The sequence below is a fragment of the Bradyrhizobium arachidis genome, from assembly GCF_024758505.1.
In the GTDB taxonomy this organism is placed as follows: domain Bacteria; phylum Pseudomonadota; class Alphaproteobacteria; order Rhizobiales; family Xanthobacteraceae; genus Bradyrhizobium; species Bradyrhizobium manausense_C.
Genome location: NZ_CP077970.1, coordinates 6,398,840 through 6,418,055, shown reverse-complemented (window position 1 = coordinate 6,418,055; position 19,216 = coordinate 6,398,840). Strand labels below are relative to the sequence as shown.

Here is a 19,216-nt window from a genome sequence, read left to right as displayed (position 1 = left end):
TATGAGTATGAAGCAGACTCGCGCTGGCGGTCAGGCATTTCGCCATCTGACCCATTTTCAGACATCAGCCGCACAGGCTCTGCGTTCATTGAAGCCGTCCTGGGTAGCCGGTATACTCACCGAGAGGTCGTAAATGCTCCACAACGTCTGAAAGGGGGGCAGAATGAACTCGATGTCGCGAACGATTTTCGTTGCCGCGCTCCAGCTTGTGGTCGTCGGGCTTGCGTCGGCTACTTGCGCGCAAAGCAATCCGTCAGTGAACACCAACGCGACGTTGTTCCAGAATGTGCGCATTTTCGATGGCAAAAGCGCGTCACTCTCCGCACCGTCCAATGTGCTGATCAAGGGCAATATCATCGAGCGCATCTCGACGGAGCCGATCGCCGCAGAGCCAGGCGTGACCGCAATCGCAGGGAACGGTCAAACGCTGATGCCCGGCCTGATCGACGCGCACTGGCATGCGATGCTGATCCGGCCCAATCCTGCTCAGTCGATTACTGGTGATGTGGGCTACAACAATATAGCAGCGGGCGCCGAGGCCACTGATACCCTATTGCGCGGCTTTACCACAGTGCGCGACGTTGGGGGGCCTGTATTCGGATTGAAGCAAGCCATTGACGAAGGGCTGATTGCGGGACCGCGCATCTATCCCTCAGGAGCTGTCATAACAGTCACGAGCGGGCACGGTGATTTCCGACAATTGTCTGAACTGCCGCGAACGATCGGCGGTATGCTCAGCCGCATGGAGCAAATTGGCGGTAGCATGGTCGCCGACAGCCCTGACGAGGTCCGCGTACGCGTCCGCGAGCAGCTTATGCAGGGAGCGTCTCAGATAAAGCTCACCGCCGGCGGCGGTGTGTCCTCGCCCTTCAGTCCGATTGATGTATCAACGTTTACCGAGCCCGAACTGCGTGCGGCCGTCGAGGCAGCGGAGAATTGGGGTACCTACGTCACAGTGCATGCGTTCACGCCAGCGGCGATCCAACGGGCCATCGCCGCCGGAGTGAAATGTATCGAGCATGGCTTCCTGATGGACGAGGCCTCCGCCAAGCTGATTGCCGAGAAAGGCGTCTGGTTGAGTACGCAGCCTCTCCCCGAGGGGTTGAGACAAGGCTTCCCGGTAGGCTCAGTCCAACGGGCCAAGGCCGACGAAGTCTGGCCTGGCATCGCCCGGAGCTACGAGCTGGCGAAGAAGTACAAAATAAAGACGGCATGGGGCACAGACGTTCTCTTCTCTCAGGCGCTGGCACAGCAACAGGGTGCAATTCTTGCCTCGCTTGTCCGCTGGTACAGTCCAGCCGAAGCGCTCGTCATGGCGACCGGAACCAACGCCGAATTGTTGGCATTGTCCGGCAAACGCAGTCCGTATCCTGGCAAACTCGGCGTCGTGGAACAGGGTGCGCTTGCCGATCTGCTGCTGGTCGACGGCAATCCACTGGACAATATCAACCTGATCGCCGACCCCGCCAAGAACTTCAAGGTTATCATGAAGGATGGACGGGTATACAAGAATACCCTTCGACCGTAGCTACTCCGCGTATGGCCAGCGCCGGTGTCCGGCGGTTATCGCCGCCCGCTCGCAAACCTGTACTCCACTTCGACCTCGATTGGCCCGCCGGAGCGCGGGAGCAACTGGCGCGTTATCTCTCACTGCCCGACGCGCGCCTCAAGACCGTCGCGGGATGGCGCGGCATGGCTTACTCGCAACACCCGGCCTACCTGGCTTTGCGCGAGCGCATCTACGACGGCCTGCAAATGGCCGGAATGGCCGTACAATAAGCGATCGTCACAATGTACGCTTGTGGCCTATGCAAACGTGTGGGCGCTGGATGCGGACAATCAAATTGAAAAAGGCCGCCGGCATGTGTCCGGCGGCCTTTGCGCTTGACGTGGTTCGCTGCGCGACGCCCCGATCTAGAGATCGATGCCAACGGCGATGTTCCGGCCCTGTAGTTGTGCGATCTTCAGTCCATCGGCCATCACCTGCGCGAACTCGGGGTCGTTTGCCACGGCCTCCTGCACTTTGCCGTAGACTTCCCAATTGGCGTAGCGCGTCGCAACCAGCAACTCTCCTGCCCAATGACCAGTGTGGAAGCGGGACAGCCGAAGAAATTCGGCGCCGTGTTTTTCGAAGATTTTCTTTGCCCGCCTGACAACCTGGGTCATTTCCTCGGGCTTGTCGGTTTTGAAACGAGTGAATTGCACGATCGGCATGGTGCTACCTCCGTCATGATGTGAAATATCCAAGAGGCATGTATCGAGCGACGTTTGGGGAGCGAACCCCAATGCGATCTCGATAAAGTTTTGTCTTCATCGACTTGATCTTGGTTCAGACTTCGCGAGCGACAACAACTCTGCCCTATCTCGGCGTTGGGCTCGTATGGTCACTGGCTAAGGCAGGTGGCTGATACTAAGACCTGAGCTGCTGCCAGTTTGGTGGGCACGTACGCGTCTCATGCCAAAGTGCTAGATTGTTCGCGCCCGGCGTGATGCTTGGAGGGCACATGCGACGGCGGGAGTTCATAGCGGGTACGGCGATCACCGCGGCCCTGAGCTTCGCAGAGCCTGTTTACGCTCAGACCGATGCTCGGTCGCGGGGCATAAAGCGCATCGCGATTGTCCATGCCGCAGAAAAGCCCGAGGGAATGACGATCAACGGTCGCCTGTCGTTCAAGGCCTATTTTGGGGGGTTGAAGAGGCTCGGCTATGTCGAAGGGCAAAACCTGCTCGTGGACCGGTATTCTGCGCTCGGTCAGTCCGAACACTTTGGAGACTTGGCTCGCACAATCGTTGCCAGTCATCCTGATTTGATCATCTCGCTTGGCGGCCCGCTTGCACGCCAGTTGAAGCTCCTGACCACGTCAATTCCAATACTATTTGCCGGCGGTGATCCGGTCGCCGGCGGACTTGTGACGAACCTGGCCAGACCGGAGGGAAATGTCACTGGAGTGAGTGTTGATGCGGGATTGGGAGTATACGACAAGCGTCTGCAATTCCTTAGCGAGATAGCGCGAAACCTACGCAATGTGCGGCTGCTCCTTCCTGCATCTGCGATGATGTTTTGGGAAAAGGGTCTCGCACCACTCCGGGAAGCCGCAGGCCGGGTTGATATTCGGATTGCCGCTGCATTGCTCGGCGAGAGGCTCGACCGACCAGCGTATGAGCGGGTGTTCTATGAAATGGAAGCAGAGCGCGTTGACGGTCTCATGGTTTCGCATCACGGCGAGCACCTTACAAACCGCCAACTCATCGCTGATCTCGCCGCCAAACACCGTCTGCCTGCAGTCTACCCTCATCGCGAATTCGTCGATGTCGGCGGTCTGCTGAGCTACGGCAGTGACCTTGGGGACGCCATGCGTCGTCTTGCCGATATGACAGATCAAGTCATGAAAGGCGCAAAACCGGCTGACATCCCGTTTTACCTGCAAACCAAATTCGAGCTGGTGCTCAATCGAACAACGGCAAAATCGCTTGGGCTGGAATTTCCGGTGAGCTTGTTGACTGTCGCCGACGAGGTGATCGAATAGCGCTTCATCCCTGCTGCAGCGCATGTTCCGCAGATGGCCCACTTGAGACCTTCCGACCGAGGGCTGAAGACGTCCGCTTATCAGGGTGGGGCGGAAGTCGTTGCCGCGCGGCCAAACCGACGCGATTGACCCAAATGCGACATTAACCTCCTTTCGGCACACCTAGCTGTGGGATAAAATTCGTGGTCTGGACGAGAGGCTGGCAATGAGACGACGCGAGTTCATCACGTTGGCCGGGGCGGTTGTGTCCTCGTGGTTGCCGTTTCTAGGTGTTCGTGCCGATGATAGGGTAATCAAGATCGTCGTGCTCGGAGATTCTCTCACTGCCGGGAGCGCTATCCCTGCTGGCTATCGTTTCACGGACCAGCTTGAATTTGCATTGAGAGCCAAAGGTCAATTGGTTGCTGTAATCAATGCTGGCGTGGGTGGCGACACGGCTGCAAAGGGCCTTGCTAGATTGGACCGATCGATCACCGACGATACTGACGCGGTAATTTTAGAACTCGGTGGGAATGACATGCGCAGGGGATACGAGCCAGATGTCACTCGCACCGCGCTCGCGGCAATTCTACAAAAACTGAGATCCCGGCATATTCCCGTGCTTCTTTGCGGAGCGCGGCCCCACACCCATCCTTCCATCCTTGATGACGTACAGAGGAAGGCTTTTGCCGCGATGTTCTCTGGTCTTGCCAGCGAGTACAATGTGCTTTTTGAGCCAGCATTCGACGATGCGTTTGTGGACGATGACCAGCTCACGATGGACGGCATCCATCCAAATCCGGCGGGAATCAAAGCGACCGTTACGCGAATATTGCCGCAAGTCGAGGCGTTGATCGAACGAGCGCGTCACAGAGAGGCTGATCCCGTCCGGTAGCGGTGATAACCCGCTCATCGTCGCGAACGAGGCGATGGATGGCGCACAGCCATTTCCGGTAATGGCCCATCAGCGAAGTGGCGAACCGTCTCATTAAGGTCCGCTTCGTGGGTGGCAGCGGACTAGTCTTGCTCAGGCCGAGTTCTTCGCACCTTGACCCCAAGCGGGCATGGGCCATCGCGCAGCTTTGCGACGCAGCATTCGCGCGCTGAGTGCGACGACCATTGAGACCTGATAGTCTGCACCCCGTCGCCTCAAGCTGTGATGAGAGCACCGAATGAAGCGGCGGGAGTTCATAGTCGCTATTGCGGCCCTGCTCATTTCGCGACGGCGTTCGCAGGCGGAGGGGATGCCTCGCCGGGTCGGCGCCCTTGGCAACTCCCAAAACCTGGCAATCACCAAAGTGTTGCAGGAGGGCCTGCGTGATCACGGCTGGATCGAGGGCAAAAACCTGATCATCGACAATCGATATTTCGAAGGCCATGCGGAGCGCCTACCGGCTCTCGCGGCCGAACTCGTCGCCCTCAAGCCCGATCTGATCGTTTGCAGCAGCCCGCAGGCAGCCTTAGCCTTGAAATCGGCAACTGCCAGTATTCCGATCCTATTCGTGGCTGTGGCCGATCCCGTGGGGATTGGCCTCGTGCAAAGCCTATCGCGTCCAGGTGGCAACATAACCGGTTTTGCGGCCATCGCACCTGGGGGCTTCATCGGGAAACGTATAGAAATCCTCCGAGAACTCGTTCCTGGCGCCTCGAAAATTGCGCTCTTAGTCAATCCGGACAACCCGATCCACAGGCTGGAATTGGCCGAGGAGATACCCCGCACAGCCCTGAAGCTAGGCGTGGCTCTGCCGATAGTTGAGGCGCGCACGGCCGAGGAACTCGACGCTGCCTTTGCCTCTGCCGCCGCCCAGCACGCCGACGCCATAGTTGATATTGGCGATCCTTTGACCTTTCAGCAGGCTCCGCGAGTTGTCGCACTCGCGGCGAAGCACCATCTGCCCGCGACTTATCTTTTCCGGCAATCCGCCAATGAAGGCGGATTGATCGTCTACGGCCCGGACCTATTCGATCTGTTCCGCCGTGCAGTCGGCTACGTCGATAAGATTCTCAAAGGCACCAAGCCTTCCGATCTGCCGGTAGAGCAGCCGACCAAATTCGAGCTCGTGATCAACATGAAGACTGCCAAAGCGCTCGGCCTCACCGTGCCGCCGTCGTTGCTCGCTCGGGCCGACGAGCTGATCGAATAGAGACGCCGTTTGCGGCGGTGCATGAGTCCGTTCATGGCCCTTCGCGACATATTGCACCGCCACAAGACCTCGGTCGCGAACGGGGCATAGCGGAAGTCGACGAAAGCCGAGTGGTGCAGAGGGCGACGCTCGTGACCCCAAGCCGACATTGGCTCTAGCCCAAGAGCAACGCCCTATGCTTTGATATGTCAGGCGGATCTACCGATCTCGGGAGGACCGTTCTTGACCGACAATCGCGCGGAACGGCGGCTTGCGGCAATTCTGGCGGCGGATGTTGCCGGATACAGCCGCTTGATGGGTGCGGATGAGGAAGCGACCCTGCGAACCCTGGACACATACCGTCGTACCATATCGGATCTGATATCTGAACATGTGGGGCGTATTTTTGGATACGCCGGAGACAGCGTGATTGCGGAATTCAGCAGCGCAGTGCAGGCCGTGCGCGCCGCAGTTGCGATCCAGCGCGCGCTCGATCGCCGAAATGCCGATCTTCCCAACGACCGGAGAATGGAATTCCGGATCGGCGTCAATCTTGGCGATGTCATGGTAGACAGCGACAACCTGCTCGGCGATGGAGTAAATGTTGCTGCGCGGCTGCAAGGCGTCGCAGACCCCGGCGGAATTTGCATCTCGGGTGCGGTCCGTGACCAGATCGAAGGCAAATTGAACTTTCCCCTTGTTTCGATCGGACAACGATCGCTCAAGAACATCACTCGTCCGGTTTCAGTCTACTCCGTGGATTGGCGGCCGGAGCATCCGGTGGCCGCAGGCGTTTTGGGTGGCGACCTGGCACTACCAGACAAGCCTTCGATTGCGGTGCTTCCCTTCTCGAACATGAGCGGAGATCCCGAGCAGGAGTATTTTGCGGACGGCATCACGGAGGACATCACTACCGCCCTGTCCCATCACCGATGGTTCTTCGTCATCGCGCGGAATTCGACCTTCGTCTACAAGGGGCGCGCCGTCGATGTGAAGCAGGTCGCTCGCGAACTCGGCGTGCGATACATCCTCGAAGGGAGCGTAAGACGGGCCGGACAACGCGTGCGGATCACAAGTCAGCTGATCGAAGCAGAAACCGGAAATCACCTGTGGGCCGAGCGGTTCGACCGCGACATGGCCGACATCTTCGCCATCCAGGACGAGATAACGCAGAGCGTGGTCGCCGCGATCGAGCCCGAGATGCTGCTGATGGAAGGCAGACGAGCCTTTCGCAAGAGCGTCGGCAATTTGGATGCGTTCGACTGCTGCATGCGTGCGATGTGGCATTTTTCACAAATCACTCCCGAGAACCAGGACGAGGCCATTACTCTGTTGCGGCGGGCGATCAGCCTTGATCCGACTTTCGCCCAGGCACACATGGCGCTTGCACGCTCGTTGAACGCCCGGGTTTGGCACGGCTGGACCAGCGATCTCGCGAGCGACGCGTCTGAAGCTCATGCGGCTGCGGCGCGCTCGGTTACGATCGATGACCGCGATCCTTACTGCCACTACGCGTTGTGCTGGACGAGTTTAGTCAAGCGAATGCACGCGCAGGCGCTTGGGGAGGCGCAGCGTTCGATCGACCTCAACCCGAATTTCGCGCTCGGGTTCTTCGTCCTTGGCCTGGTTCGGGTCTATATCGGACACTTCAGAGAAGCTCTGGACGTTCTGCTGCGCTGCCTCCGTCTGAACCCGAACGATCCTCAAGCCGGTGCCTTTCTGGGCACCATCGCTACGGTTCATTATCACCAGGAGAACTACGAGGAGGCGGTCCATTATTGTCAGCTTGGGATGGGCGCGCGCCGTTTTTACCCCGGGCTCCGGGTCTTTCTCGCAAGCCTTGGCCAGCTTGGACGGGTGGAGGAAGCGCGGCCGTTGGTGCATGATTTCGTCTCCCGGCCGGCGGACCCGCAGCAGCACTTCGACGTTACGACCCCCTACCTTGACATGAAGCATCGGGAGCACCTCGCAGACGGCTTGCGTCGTGCGGGCGTAACCAACTTGCGGTGATATGATGTAACGGCCGGTGAGCCTTTTGAGGCAACGGCTTTCTGCCGCGGGGGAGTAAACGTTGCTCCGAAACGTCCGCCCCGCGCCCTGACTGGTACTACTCGGCGGGTCAGGTTCTGGCCCATCAGCGAAGTAGCGACAGCCGTCATTTGCGTCAGCTTAGTGGGTTGGAGCGGACTAAATCTGCTCAGGCTGAGTCCTTCATTGTGACCCACAGCTGACTTGCATGTCGATTTGGCAGCATCGAGAGCACCGCCCTGCTCGGCGAGCCGCTAGAGTGCCTGTGTGATTGCGCTCCAACAGATTCTTCACGACAATGTGCCGCTCCGGGCCGTGCGGCTTTCCCACCTTCGCCCCGGGGAGGCAAAGCGTGGAGTTCATCCATGGATTTGATCTACTTCGACGACTTGGAAGTCGGAGATAGTTGGACATCGTCTGAATACGCCGTCGATCATGAGGAAATGCTGGCCTATAGTCGCACCAACGACCCGTGGCCATTTCACGTCAATCCAGAAGCAGCCGCCAAATCGCCATTTGGCGGATTGATCGCCAGTGGTGGCTACACAATCAGTCTGATGTACCGGCTGTCCCATGAAATAGTGAACCAGCCGGATCGAACGTGGGCTTTCTTGGGAGGCTTTGACTGGCACGTCAAGTTTCCGGAGCCCGTTCGTTCAGGTGACCGGTTGCACGAACGCATCACAATTCTCGAGAAGCGCTTGTCGAGCAAGCCGGGACGGGGCATCGTCAAGCAACTCATAGAACTGATCAATGACCGAAAGCGCGTGGTGCTATCTATTGAAAGCACCGTGCTCTTGGCCACTCGCCTTTAATAGTCGGTGACGGGAAATTTGCAGGGCAATGGTGGCCAAAGGTCTGCTGTTGGCCCGTCGCCGACTTGCCGGGGCGAACTGGCCAGGTCCGCTCACAGGGGCAGAGCGGACAAGGCATGCCTTCACTGGCTGATTGGCTCGCGGTCACCTCGGCAAGCCGCTCGCCGAGCACGGCGAACCGGCGCGGTCCGCGCAGGCCGAGAACGGACCCCGGTGTTGTCCCAATCTGGCCATTGGTGCGAACCAATTAGGCCACAACGATCTACAACTTTAGGTGCGTTCGGGCGAGCCATGGGGGAAACGTGGCCCGCCCATCAGGGGTGGCATTCGATGGATAACGTGGAGCGTTCATTCGCCGCCGCGGTGGCGACGGGTTTTGTCGTGCTGGTGGTAGGGCTGATCCTTCTGGCGATGATGTAAGCTGAACTCACCAAGGCCGGTGGACGAAGGCGCAATCGCGCTTGGTCGGGCGCGGCTCAAATGGGGGCGCAACGGCTCAAGCCCATATGCGGCTATGATGGCAATATACCCCCGATTTGCCCGACGCGTCAAGAGGATTTCGTAAAATCCGCAATCTCCGCGCCGGCTGCCGCCGGCTACTGTGCATGGGGTTGTTTCGATGCTTTTGCCGGCCGGCCTCGGAAGGCCGAGGCCGAACCCGATGTCGCCAGGCTTTAGCTTGCCTCTTAGCTTGCCTTCTAGCTTGCCTTGGCGATCGTCCGATCGGTCGCATCCGATCGCAGGTTCCGGAAGAACGTCTCCACCTCCTGCGACAGCGTTTCGGCCGTGGCCGTCAGGCTGCTCGCGGCCGTCAGCACGGAGGAGGCCGCGGTGTCGGTCTCGCCGATGGCGTCGCGCAGCGAGGTGATGTTGGCGACCAGCGTCTCGTTGCCCTGCGCGGCCGATTGCGCGTTGGCGGAGATCTCGCGGGTCGCCGAATCCTGCTGTCCGATGGCGCCGGCGATGGCCGTGGTGACGTCGTTGATCTCGCGCACCGCGCCGCCGATCTCGCGCACCGCCTCCACCGCGTTGCGGGTCGAGGTCTGGATCATGCTGACATTGTCGCTGATCTCGGCGGTCGCCTTCGCGGTCTGTCCCGCGAGCGCCTTGACCTCATGGGCGACCACGGCGAAGCCGCGTCCGGCGTCGCCCGCGCGGGCCGCCTCGATGGTGGCATTGAGCGCCAGCAAATTGGTCTGCTCGGCGATCGCCTGGATCAGATTGAGCACGCCGTCGATGCGCTGGGTTGCGGCGGCCAGGCTCTCGATTTCGGTGATCGACTTTTCCGTGCGCTGGCCGGTCTGCTCGACGGCATTCGCGGATTGGCGGACCTGGCGGCCGATCTCCTCGACGGAGGCCGACAGCTCCTCGGCGGCGCCTGCGACCGCCGTGACGTTGTGCGAGGCCTGCTCGGTCGCGCTCGCCGCCGTTCCTGCGCGGTTGTTGGCATCCGCCGTGACGCGGGTGATGGTCTGTGCGGTCTCGCGCATGACGGAGGCGTTGTCGGTGAGGCCGCGCATGATCGCGCCGATGGCCTCGCGGAACTGCTCCACGGAGGCTTCGACATGGCGGGCGCGCTGCTCGCGGGAGGACGATTCCTGCGACACCTGCGAGGCGAGGTTGCGGTTGCGGTCCATCGCGTCCCTGAAGATCTGGATCGCGCGCGCCAGCGCGCCGATCTCGTCGGCGCGCCCCGTATGCGGCACTTCGACATTCTCGGCGCCGTCGGCGACCTGCTTGATGGTCGCGGTGATCGCGGAGAGCGGACGTGCGATCGAGCGCGCGATGATGACGATGCCGACGACGACGAGCGCCAGCGCCAGACCGCCGAGGCAGGTCAGCACCAGGGACAATTGGCGGCTGGTCTCCGTCTCCTGCGAGATCAGCTTGGCGCGCTCGGCATAGACCTTCGACAGCGCCTCGAGATCCTTGTTCAGCGCCGAGCGCACGCCGCGATTGGCGTCGTTGTCGCCCCATTCGCGCCCCGCCGCCGGGCCGATCTCGTTGGCGCGGCGCACCAGCTCCTTGCGGAAGTCGACGAACTGCTCGATGCGCTTCTTGAAGGTCGAAAACTGCTCGGAATCGTCGGCCTTGACGATGGTCTCCCAGCGCTTGACGACATCGAGGATCTGGCCGTTGAACTTGAGCAGGCCGTCGCCGTATTTCTTCACCACCGCCGGCTCGGTCGACATGTAGACGCCGCGCGATTCCATCACGACCGCGTAGACCAGCGAATTGACGCGCTCGACGTTCAGCGCGGCCGCGTTCGCCGTCTCGATTGCGGTCGTCAGCTCGGCGCTGCGGCGGCTGTTGTAGTCGGACAGCGCCGCGATCGCCGCGGTGAGCAGCGCGAACAGCGCGAAGATCGAATAGAGCCTGGTGGCGAGCGTAAAGCGTCCCGCCAGGCCGGCGGCATTCCCAGATCGGTCAGTTTTCATGGTTCTCGGGGCCGAATGGCCTTTGTGTGCGACCGCTGAGCGCGGTCGAGTAAAATTGATGCAAAACTATGCAGAACGAAGATGGACGCGGCGTTAACAGGGCGGGTTTCCGTGTCGGCCTTTGGTCGTACGAAACGTAAACGATATCAGGCGTTTGAGCGCCCGATCGATTTTCGCCGCCGCGGCACAAGGGCGTTGCGTGTCATGCCGCCGACATTGGCATGCGTCATGACCGTCAAACGCGTGTCTCCTTCAGGCTAGACTGCACTGGAGTCGGCCGTTGGCCGACCGATCCCGGAGGGGCTCTTGGTCTACCGCCACACCATCGACGCCACGACCTACACATTCCCCGATCTGCGCGGCCTGCTCGCCAAGGCGACCCCGCCGCGCTCGGGCGACCGGCTGGCCGGGATCGCCGCCGACAGCGCCGAGCAGATGATCGCCGCCAGGATGGCGCTCGCCGACGTCCCGCTCGCAAAGTTCCTGACGGAAGCCGTCATCCCCTATGAAGCCGACGAGGTCACCCGGCTCGTCATCGACACGCACGACATCAGTGCCTTCGCTCCGGTTGCCTCCATGACGGTCGGCGGCTTTCGCGACTGGCTGCTGTCGGACGCCGCGACCACCGAGGGCCTCAAGCGACTGGCGCGCGGCATCACGCCGGAGATGGCGGCGGCGGTGTCAAAACTGATGCGCAACCAGGATCTGATCCTGGCGGCGCGGAAATGCGAGGTGATCACCTCTTTCCGCAACACCATCGGCCTGAAGGGGCGGATGAGCACGCGCCTGCAGCCGAATCATCCCTTCGACGATGCCAAGGGCATCACAGCCTCGATCCTCGACGGCATCTTGCTGGGCTCGGGCGATGCCTGCATCGGCATCAATCCGGCCAGCGACGATCCCGCAACGATTGCGCAATTGCTGCGCCTGCTGGACGAGATCATCGCACGGCTCAAGATCCCGACCCAGGGCTGCGTGCTGACCCATGTGACGACGACGCTGGCACTGATCGGGCAGGGCGTGCCGGTCGATCTGGTCTTCCAGTCGGTTGCCGGCACGGAAGCGGCCAACCGCAGCTTTGGCATCGATCTATCCCTGCTGAAGGAGGCGCGGCAGGCCGGACTGTCGCAGAGGCGCGGCACGGTCGGGCAGAACGTCATGTATTTTGAGACCGGGCAGGGCTCTGCCTTGTCGGCCAGCGCCCATCACGGCGTCGACCAGCAAACGTGCGAGGCGCGCGCCTATGCGGTTGCCCGCGCGCATCATCCGTTGCTCGTCAACAGCGTGGTCGGCTTCATCGGCCCGGAGTATCTCTATGACGGCAAGGAGATCATCCGCGCGGGGCTGGAGGACCATTTTTGCGGCAAGCTGCTCGGCCTGCCGCTCGGGGTCGACATCTGCTACACCAACCATGCCGAAGCGGATCAGGACGACATGGACAATCTCCTGACGCTGCTGGCGGCCGCCGGCGTCACCTTCATCATGGGGGTGCCGGGCGCCGACGACGTCATGCTGAACTACCAGTCGACCTCCTTCCACGACGCGCTCTATGTCCGCGACGTCTTCGGTGCGGCCCGCGCGCCGGAATTCGACGACTGGCTGGCGTCGACGGGCATTGCGGGTGCCGATTTCCGGCTGGCTGCTGACGCGGGGCTGCTACCCGATTTTGCCTCCCGCCTCATCGCAGAGGGTTGATCGTGCAAAAATCCGGCCCGGAATTTGCTCAAACTTCGCTTTTCATCCTGAACCGTCGAAACCGTTGGCGCGTCTGATGAATTAAGCCCATGCCACAATATTGAGGAATTTCGGGCCCAGCGTTACGCTGTGTGTCTGACCTGCGGGGTTGCAGGGCGTCGATGAGGATGTTCGATGCGAGCTGAGAACAACGGAACGGTCCGTCATATCCTGTGTGTCTTCCCACGCTACACGTCGTCCTTCGGCACATTCGAGCACGCCTATCCGCTGACCGCCGGCGTCAAGGCCTTCATGCCGCCGCAGGGGCTTTTGCTTATCGCGGCCTATTTGCCGCGGGATTGGCAGGTCAAATTCGTCGACGAGAACCTGCGCCGCGCCACCCAGGAAGAGTTCGAGTGGGCGGACGCCGTCTTCGTCAGCGGAATGCACATCCAGCGCCAGCAGATGAACGATATCTGCCATCGCGCCCATGACTACGATCTTCCCGTGGCCCTCGGTGGCCCCTCGGTCAGCGCATGCCCCGACTATTATCCGGCCTTCGACTATCTTCACGTCGGGGAGCTCGGCGATGCCACCAACGAACTGATCGAGCGTCTGTCCCGCGATACCTCGCGCCCCGAGCAGCAGGTCGTTTTGACGACCAGGGATCGCGTGGCGATGACGGAGTTTCCGATCCCGGCCTACGAGCTCGCCGAGGTCAAGAAATACTTCCTCGGCAGCATCCAGTATTCCAGCGGCTGTCCCTATCAGTGCGAGTTCTGCGACATCCCCGGCCTCTACGGTCGCAACCCGCGCATCAAGTCGCCGGAGCAGATCATCGCCGAGCTCAATCGCCTGCGCGAATGCGGCATGACCGACACGGTCTATTTCGTCGACGACAATTTCATCGGCAACCGCAAGGCGGCGATGGATCTGCTACCGCATTTGATCGAATGGCAGAAGAAGACCGGCTATGTGATGCGGCTCGCCTGCGAGGCGACACTCAACATCGCAAAGCGCCCGGAAATCCTGGAGAAGATGCGTGAGGCCTATTTCATCACCATCTTCTGCGGCATCGAGACGCCCGATCCCGACGCGCTGAAGGCGATGCAGAAGGACCACAACATGATGGTCCCGATCCTGGAAGGCGTGCGCACCATCAACTCCTACGGCATGGAGGTCGTGTCCGGCATCATCATGGGGCTCGACACCGACAAGCCGAACACCTCGGACGCGTTGCTCGCCTTCGTCGAGGAATCCCGGATTCCGCTGCTCACGATCAATCTGCTCCAGGCGCTGCCGAAGACGCCGCTGTGGGATCGGCTCGAGCGCGAGGGCCGGCTGGTCAACGATGAGGGCCGCGATTCCAACGTCGACTTCCTGCTGCCCTATGACGAGGTCGTCGCGTCCTGGAAGCATTGCATGGAGATCGCCTACGAACCCGAGAAGGTCTATGCGCGCTACCAGCATCAGTGCGACTACACCTACGCCAACCGCCTGAAGGTGCCGGTGCCCGACGAGATGAAGACCTGGCCCAACATCAAGCGCGGCCTGACCATGCTGCGCAACATCTTCTGGAAGGTCGGCGTGCTCGGCGATTACAAGCGCGTGTTCTGGAAATTCGCGCTGGGGCGCATCAGGCGCGGCGACATGGAAGGCCTGATCGGCTGCACCATGATCGCACACCACCTGATCACATTCGCCCGCGCGGCATCCAGCGGCGAGCAGAACGCCTCGAACTATTCGCTCAGGCTGCGCGAAGCTTCCATGCCCGCCGAATGATGCGTCATGTCTAGCCCGGTCGCACCAGGCCGCTCGACCCTCGATCTGCGGACGCTGACGCCGGCTCGGGTGGCGCTGGGGCGGAGCGGCGCCAGCCTTCCCACAAGACCGTTGCTCGATTTCACGCTGGCGCATGCGCGCGCCCGCGATGCCGTGCATGCGGCATTTGATGCGGAGATGCTGATTGCCGCGCTCGGCGCCCTGGGCCTCGCGGCAGTTTCGGTGAGGAGCAGGGCCCCGAACCGCAAGGACTATCTGCGGCGTCCTGATCTCGGGCGACAGCTCGATGACGCATCGGTCGAACATCTCGCGACTGTGGCGACGACACCGGGCCGGCTCGCGGTCGTGATCGGCGACGGCCTCTCTCCGACAGCCGTGCATGCTCACGCGGTCGCAGTCCTGACGAGCCTGTTGGCGCACCTCGCTGAAGACGATGCTGTCGCGATCGGCCAGATCGTTGTCGCATCAAGCGCGCGGGTCGCGCTTGGCGACGAAATCGGCGCCATCCTCGGTGCTGAAATGGTCGTGATGCTCATCGGTGAGCGGCCGGGCCTGTCGGCGCCGGACAGCCTCGGGGCCTATCTGACCTTTGCCCCAAAGCCAGGCCGTACCGATGCCGAGCGCAACTGCGTCTCGAATGTCCACCAGGCCGGGCTCAGCCATGACGAGGCCGCCTTCAAGATCGCCTGGCTGGTCCGCGAGGGACTGGCACGGCAGGTCACGGGCGTGGCGCTCAAGGACGAGAGCGCCGACCGCTCCCCGCGCCGAATTGGCGCAGTTTGATCCGAATGATGCGGAGCCGGCCATTGGGGCCGAATTCGACACATCTTTGTCAGTTTGGCCCCCTCCCGCGCGCTTGCTTGTCCGGGTACGGACCTGCTAAACCCCGTGCCGCGATTTCCCGCGTATTTTCAAAGGGCAAGCCCCCCATCTGTATGGCGTTTTCAAGCCCGATCGCGGGGCGCATCAAGCTCACCAATTGAGCCGATTTAGGAACTGGAAAAGGCATGCTCGAAAAGCACAGCGAGAGTGAGGTTCATGTCGAGAAGGTCGAGCAGGGGCCGACGTCCTCCATCGCCTTCGGGCTGGAACGCCTCGGGCTGATCGCCGTCCAGGCGCCGGTGATCGCCTGCGTGGTGCTGATCGCGCTGATCGTCGGCGCCGTCTTCGGCATCGAGCGCATCAAGATCGACGACTCGCTGTCGCAGCTCTTCCGTTCCAACACCAAGGAATTTCGCCAGTACGAAGAGGTGACGAAGAAATTCCCGGCGGAGGAGTTCGACGTCCTCGTCGTGGTCGAAGGCAAGACCTTGCTGGCGCGCGACAATCTCGAGAAGCTGCGCGACTTCATCACCGACATGCAACTCGTCGAGGGTACGCGCGGTCTGGTCTCGCTGTTTTCCGCGCGCCAGGCGCCTGCGCCCGGCAAGCTGCCGGCCGCGCTGTTCCCGGCCGAGCTGCCGCAGGGAGCCGACTACGACAAGTTCATCGAGGTCGTCAAAAGCAACGAGATTATCCGCGGCAAGCTCCTCTCCGAGGACGGAACGCTGGCACTGATCGTGCTCTCGCTGGATCCCGCGGTGGTCGCCTCCAGCAAGCTCGGCGTCACCGTCGGCGAAATCCGCAAGCTGATGAAGGAGGATCTCGGCGACACCGGGCTCAGCGTGCAGCTCTCCGGCGTGCCTGTCATGCAGCTCGAAATCCGCAATGCGGTCGAGCGTGACGGCCTGACCTACAACATTCTCGGCATTCTCGCCGGTTGTATCATTGCCATCATCTTCTTCCGAAAAATCTCCTTCATGGTGGTGGCGGCGTTCCCGCCGATGATTGCGATCCTGCTGGCGCTGGGCGCGCTCGGCTGGGCCAATTTCAATCTCAACATGTTCCTGAACGTGATGACCCCGCTCATCATGGTCATCAGCTTCTCGGACTCGATGCAGCTCACCTTTGCGGCGCGCGACCGGCTGATCGCAGGACAGGACAAATACACCGCGTTCAAGAACGCGGTGCTGGTGGTCGGCCCCGCCTGCGTGCTCACGCACGGCACCGCCGGCATTTCCTTCATCGCGCTGCAATTCTCCGACTCCGACCTGATCCGGAAGTTCGGCGAGGCGGGATTGGCTGCGACCATCATCGCGCTGATCGCGGTGCTGTCGCTGGTGCCGGTGTTCGGCGTGCTGTTCGTGCGCAACGAGAAGCTCTTTGCCGTCAAGTTCCAGAGCGCGGATGCCGGCGTGCAGGCGCTGCGCAATTTCTGCTACTTCATCGCGGTGCGGATGGTCGGCCGTCCGGGCCTGTTCAGCCTGATCGCGCTGCTGTTCGTCGGCGGTCTTGGCGTGATCTACGCCAATCTGGAGCCGCGCTACCGCCTCGCCGACCAGGTGCCGGACAAGCGTCAGGCGGTCGCCGCCAGCAACCGGCTCGACGCCAAGCTGACAGGCGCCAACCCGGTCAACGTCCTGATCGTGTTACCCAAGAATGAAACGCTCTATTCGCCGGAGACGCTCCAGACGATTGCGGACGTCCACTCGACCGTCGAGAAGGCGGCCGGTGTCGGCAACGTCTGGTCGATCGAGACGTTGCGCCGCTGGCTCGCGGAAAAGGCGGGCAGCTCGGACGTCGCGACGCTCAAGGAATATGTGAACGTGATCCCCGAGCATCTGGTGCGGCGTTTCATCGACGCCGAGCAGGATGCCGTCGTGGTTGCCGGCCGCGTTCCGGACAAGGATTCCAGCCAGTTGCTGCCGATCGTCGACAAGCTCGATGCCGAGCTCGACGCCATCCGCAAGAAGCATCCCGGCTACGAGGTCGCGGTGACCGGCCTTGCCGCCATTGCCGCACGCAACTCGGCGAACATGATCGAGAAGCTGAACCGCGGCCTCACGGTCGAGTTCGCGCTGGTCGCGATCTTCATTGGTCTCGCCTTCCGCTCCTGGGTCGTGATGCTTGCCTGTATCCTGCCCGGCATCTTCCCGGTGGTGCTCGCGGGCACGGTGCTGTGGGCGCTCGGGGAGGGCCTGCAATTTGCCAGCGTCGTGGCGCTGACCGTCTCGTTTGGCCTGGGCCTGAGCGCGACCATCCACTTCCTCAACCGCTTGCGGCTGGAGGGCAAGCCCGGCGTCTCGTCAGCACTCGCGGTGGAGCGCGCGACCGTGCTGGTCGGGCCAGCGCTGATCCTGACCACGGTGGTGCTGGCCTGCGGCCTCGTCGTGACCGTGTTCTCGGACCTGCCGTCACTGCGGCTGTTCGGCTGGTTAGGGGCCTTCTCGATGGTGGCGGCGCTGGTCGCCGACCTCTTCATCCTGCGGCCGACGGCGATGTGGCTGATCAATCTGCATGAGAAGATTCACGGAGCCGGAAAGCCCGCGATCTGAGCCGCGGGCGTGAGCGGCTCGCGCTCACGCCTCGATGCGGACGATCCCGTACGGATTGAACTTGAAGTCGTTCTCGGCGTAGTCCTGCTCACGCGACAGCGTGAGCTTGCGATCACGTAAGGTCGCGTCAATGCCGTGCTCGGCCATGGCGTTGGCAATCTCCTCCATGAGCATCACCGCGGACCATTCGTTGCCGCGCGATTTCGCGACATAGACCTCCGGCAAGCCGACGAAATGATAGCCGACGGTCTCGTAATAGCGATCGCCGGCGAGCGGGCGTTTGGCGAAAGCAAGACGACACGCCTTGGCGACGGCGAGTGTCATGCCAAGGCCCTGACTGGTCTGGGCGCCCTTGCGTGCCTGATCGCCGAGACTGCGCCATCGCTCGAGGCCGTGGGCAACGCCGGCGCTTTCGCCTTTCACGGCGGTGGCGCCCGCCTCGATCATCTCCTCCACGATCCGCAGTGCCGCAGCCGAATAGGCGACCACCTTGTCCCGATCCATCCGCGGGCTCAACACGTAGAGCACCGCTTTGTGGTTGATCACGGCGGCCTCGTCCGTGGCCGACCAGGCCTTCGGGAAGACACGGTCCCAGCAGACGCCGAACGATTGCGCCATGTGTGGATCGGGCTTTCCTTGCGAATAGGTGCGGTCGATCTCGAAACCGAAATCCGCAATCGTCTTCTCGACGGCTTTCGGCGGATGCAGCAGGGCATCGTTCTTGCCGAGGAAGCACAGCACGTGACGCGGTCTTACCGATGAAGGCTGCATGCTCATTCCCTGCTGGTCATTGGCAAAGGCGCGACTGGCTACGAAGAGCCCGGCGGCCTTGAGCAGATGTCTGCGAATTGGGTCCATGTCCGGAACAATGTCAGCAAAAAGCCCCCGGCTCGCGAGAACCGGGGGCCGTATTCCCTGCTACGCGTGAAGGGCGTCAGCCCTTCGTCATCGTGATGTTCACGCCGCGAATTTCGCCCTTGGAGCTGATCTGCACCGTCTGCTTGGTGCCGTTGGTGCGCAGCGACAAGTTGGCGGCGAATCCGTTGGCCTCAACGAACACGTCGATCTGCCCGCCGCCGGCCGTGCCCTGCAGGTTGCCGAAGATGTTGCGGCTGGCCTCGCTCCAGTTGCCGGAGATCCGGTCGCCCTGGCTCGTCACGTCGCTGGTGAGGTCGAATTTGTAGCTGTCGCTGGCGCAGTGAAGCGCCTGCTTCAGGCCGAGACCGCTGGCGGCGACCTTGTAGTCCGCTTTGCAGCGGATGCGCTCGGTGGTGCCGTCGGACAGCGACACCGTGCCGGTGCCGGTCCAGTTGCCATCAAAGCCGGCAAACGGTCCGGACGACTGAGCCTGGCTCGCCGAGACCGAAAGGAGCAGCGCTGCGCCAATGCCGGCCGCCGTGATTGCCTGTCGTCCAAAGAATGTCATGTCGAATATCCCGTTTTCAGAAGTGACGTCCTCTCAAAATAAGAACGTCT

General features: G+C 61.7%; 15 protein-coding genes. 11 read left to right on the top strand and 4 right to left on the bottom strand.

The window, feature by feature from the left end:
- Positions 1 to 163: 163 nt before the first annotated feature.
- Positions 164 to 1,528: a metal-dependent hydrolase family protein gene (locus tag KUF59_RS29655; protein WP_212455733.1), complete on the top strand. Its 1,365-nt coding sequence runs from the start codon at positions 164 to 166 to the stop codon at positions 1,526 to 1,528.
- 11 nt (positions 1,529 to 1,539) lie between these two features.
- Positions 1,540 to 1,779 (top strand): hypothetical protein, encoded by a 240-nt coding sequence (locus KUF59_RS29650; RefSeq protein ID WP_212455732.1) that lies wholly within the window; start codon positions 1,540 to 1,542, stop codon positions 1,777 to 1,779.
- Positions 1,780 to 1,914: 135 nt separating this feature from the next.
- On the opposite strand, the gene KUF59_RS29645 is transcribed toward KUF59_RS29650, so the two are convergent.
- The gene (locus KUF59_RS29645; RefSeq protein WP_212455731.1) at positions 1,915 to 2,214 is read right to left on the bottom strand and encodes a hypothetical protein; all 300 of its coding nucleotides are present in this window, start codon (positions 2,212 to 2,214) and stop codon (positions 1,915 to 1,917) included.
- 290 nt (positions 2,215 to 2,504) lie between these two features.
- Here KUF59_RS29645 and KUF59_RS29640 point away from each other — a divergent pair, with 290 nt between their 5' ends.
- From KUF59_RS29640 to KUF59_RS29620, 5 genes are all read left to right on the top strand, one after another.
- Positions 2,505 to 3,527 carry an ABC transporter substrate-binding protein gene (locus tag KUF59_RS29640; protein WP_212455730.1) on the top strand — a complete coding sequence of 341 codons (1,023 nt, stop codon included), beginning with the start codon at positions 2,505 to 2,507 and terminating at the stop codon, positions 3,525 to 3,527.
- A gap of 205 nt (positions 3,528 to 3,732) precedes the next feature.
- Positions 3,733 to 4,401: a GDSL-type esterase/lipase family protein gene (locus KUF59_RS29635; RefSeq protein ID WP_212455729.1), complete on the top strand. Its 669-nt coding sequence runs from the start codon at positions 3,733 to 3,735 to the stop codon at positions 4,399 to 4,401.
- Positions 4,402 to 4,678: 277 nt separating this feature from the next.
- Positions 4,679 to 5,650 (top strand): ABC transporter substrate-binding protein, encoded by a 972-nt coding sequence (locus KUF59_RS29630; RefSeq protein ID WP_258767277.1) that lies wholly within the window; start codon positions 4,679 to 4,681, stop codon positions 5,648 to 5,650.
- Between the two features lie 222 nt (positions 5,651 to 5,872).
- The gene (locus KUF59_RS29625) at positions 5,873 to 7,639 is read left to right on the top strand and encodes an adenylate/guanylate cyclase domain-containing protein (protein WP_249139989.1); all 1,767 of its coding nucleotides are present in this window, start codon (positions 5,873 to 5,875) and stop codon (positions 7,637 to 7,639) included.
- 383 nt (positions 7,640 to 8,022) lie between these two features.
- Entirely contained in the window at positions 8,023 to 8,472 is a 450-nt protein-coding gene (locus KUF59_RS29620; protein WP_212455727.1) for a MaoC/PaaZ C-terminal domain-containing protein, read from the top strand.
- A gap of 698 nt (positions 8,473 to 9,170) precedes the next feature.
- Here the strand turns inward: KUF59_RS29620 and KUF59_RS29615 are convergent.
- The gene (locus KUF59_RS29615; protein WP_258767276.1) at positions 9,171 to 10,910 is read right to left on the bottom strand and encodes a methyl-accepting chemotaxis protein; all 1,740 of its coding nucleotides are present in this window, start codon (positions 10,908 to 10,910) and stop codon (positions 9,171 to 9,173) included.
- 306 nt (positions 10,911 to 11,216) lie between these two features.
- Here KUF59_RS29615 and KUF59_RS29610 point away from each other — a divergent pair, with 306 nt between their 5' ends.
- The 4 genes from KUF59_RS29610 to KUF59_RS29595 all read left to right on the top strand — a co-directional run bounded on the left by KUF59_RS29610 (position 11,217) and on the right by KUF59_RS29595 (position 17,740).
- Complete coding sequence (locus tag KUF59_RS29610; RefSeq protein WP_212455725.1) at positions 11,217 to 12,605, top strand: ethanolamine ammonia-lyase subunit EutB; 1,389 nt, start codon at positions 11,217 to 11,219, stop codon at positions 12,603 to 12,605.
- A gap of 174 nt (positions 12,606 to 12,779) precedes the next feature.
- Positions 12,780 to 14,366 (top strand): B12-binding domain-containing radical SAM protein, encoded by a 1,587-nt coding sequence (locus KUF59_RS29605; protein WP_212455724.1) that lies wholly within the window; start codon positions 12,780 to 12,782, stop codon positions 14,364 to 14,366.
- Between the two features lie 6 nt (positions 14,367 to 14,372).
- Complete coding sequence (gene eutC, locus KUF59_RS29600; protein ID WP_212455723.1) at positions 14,373 to 15,149, top strand: ethanolamine ammonia-lyase subunit EutC; 777 nt, start codon at positions 14,373 to 14,375, stop codon at positions 15,147 to 15,149.
- Between the two features lie 224 nt (positions 15,150 to 15,373).
- Positions 15,374 to 17,740 carry an efflux RND transporter permease subunit gene (locus KUF59_RS29595; protein ID WP_212455722.1) on the top strand — a complete coding sequence of 789 codons (2,367 nt, stop codon included), beginning with the start codon at positions 15,374 to 15,376 and terminating at the stop codon, positions 17,738 to 17,740.
- Between the two features lie 24 nt (positions 17,741 to 17,764).
- Here KUF59_RS29595 and KUF59_RS29590 read toward each other — a convergent pair whose 3' ends face one another.
- Positions 17,765 to 18,598, bottom strand: coding sequence for a hypothetical protein (locus tag KUF59_RS29590; RefSeq protein ID WP_212455721.1), 834 nt, complete (start codon positions 18,596 to 18,598; stop codon positions 17,765 to 17,767).
- A gap of 76 nt (positions 18,599 to 18,674) precedes the next feature.
- Entirely contained in the window at positions 18,675 to 19,166 is a 492-nt protein-coding gene (locus KUF59_RS29585) for a hypothetical protein (RefSeq protein ID WP_212455720.1), read from the bottom strand.
- Positions 19,167 to 19,216 lie beyond the last annotated feature (50 nt).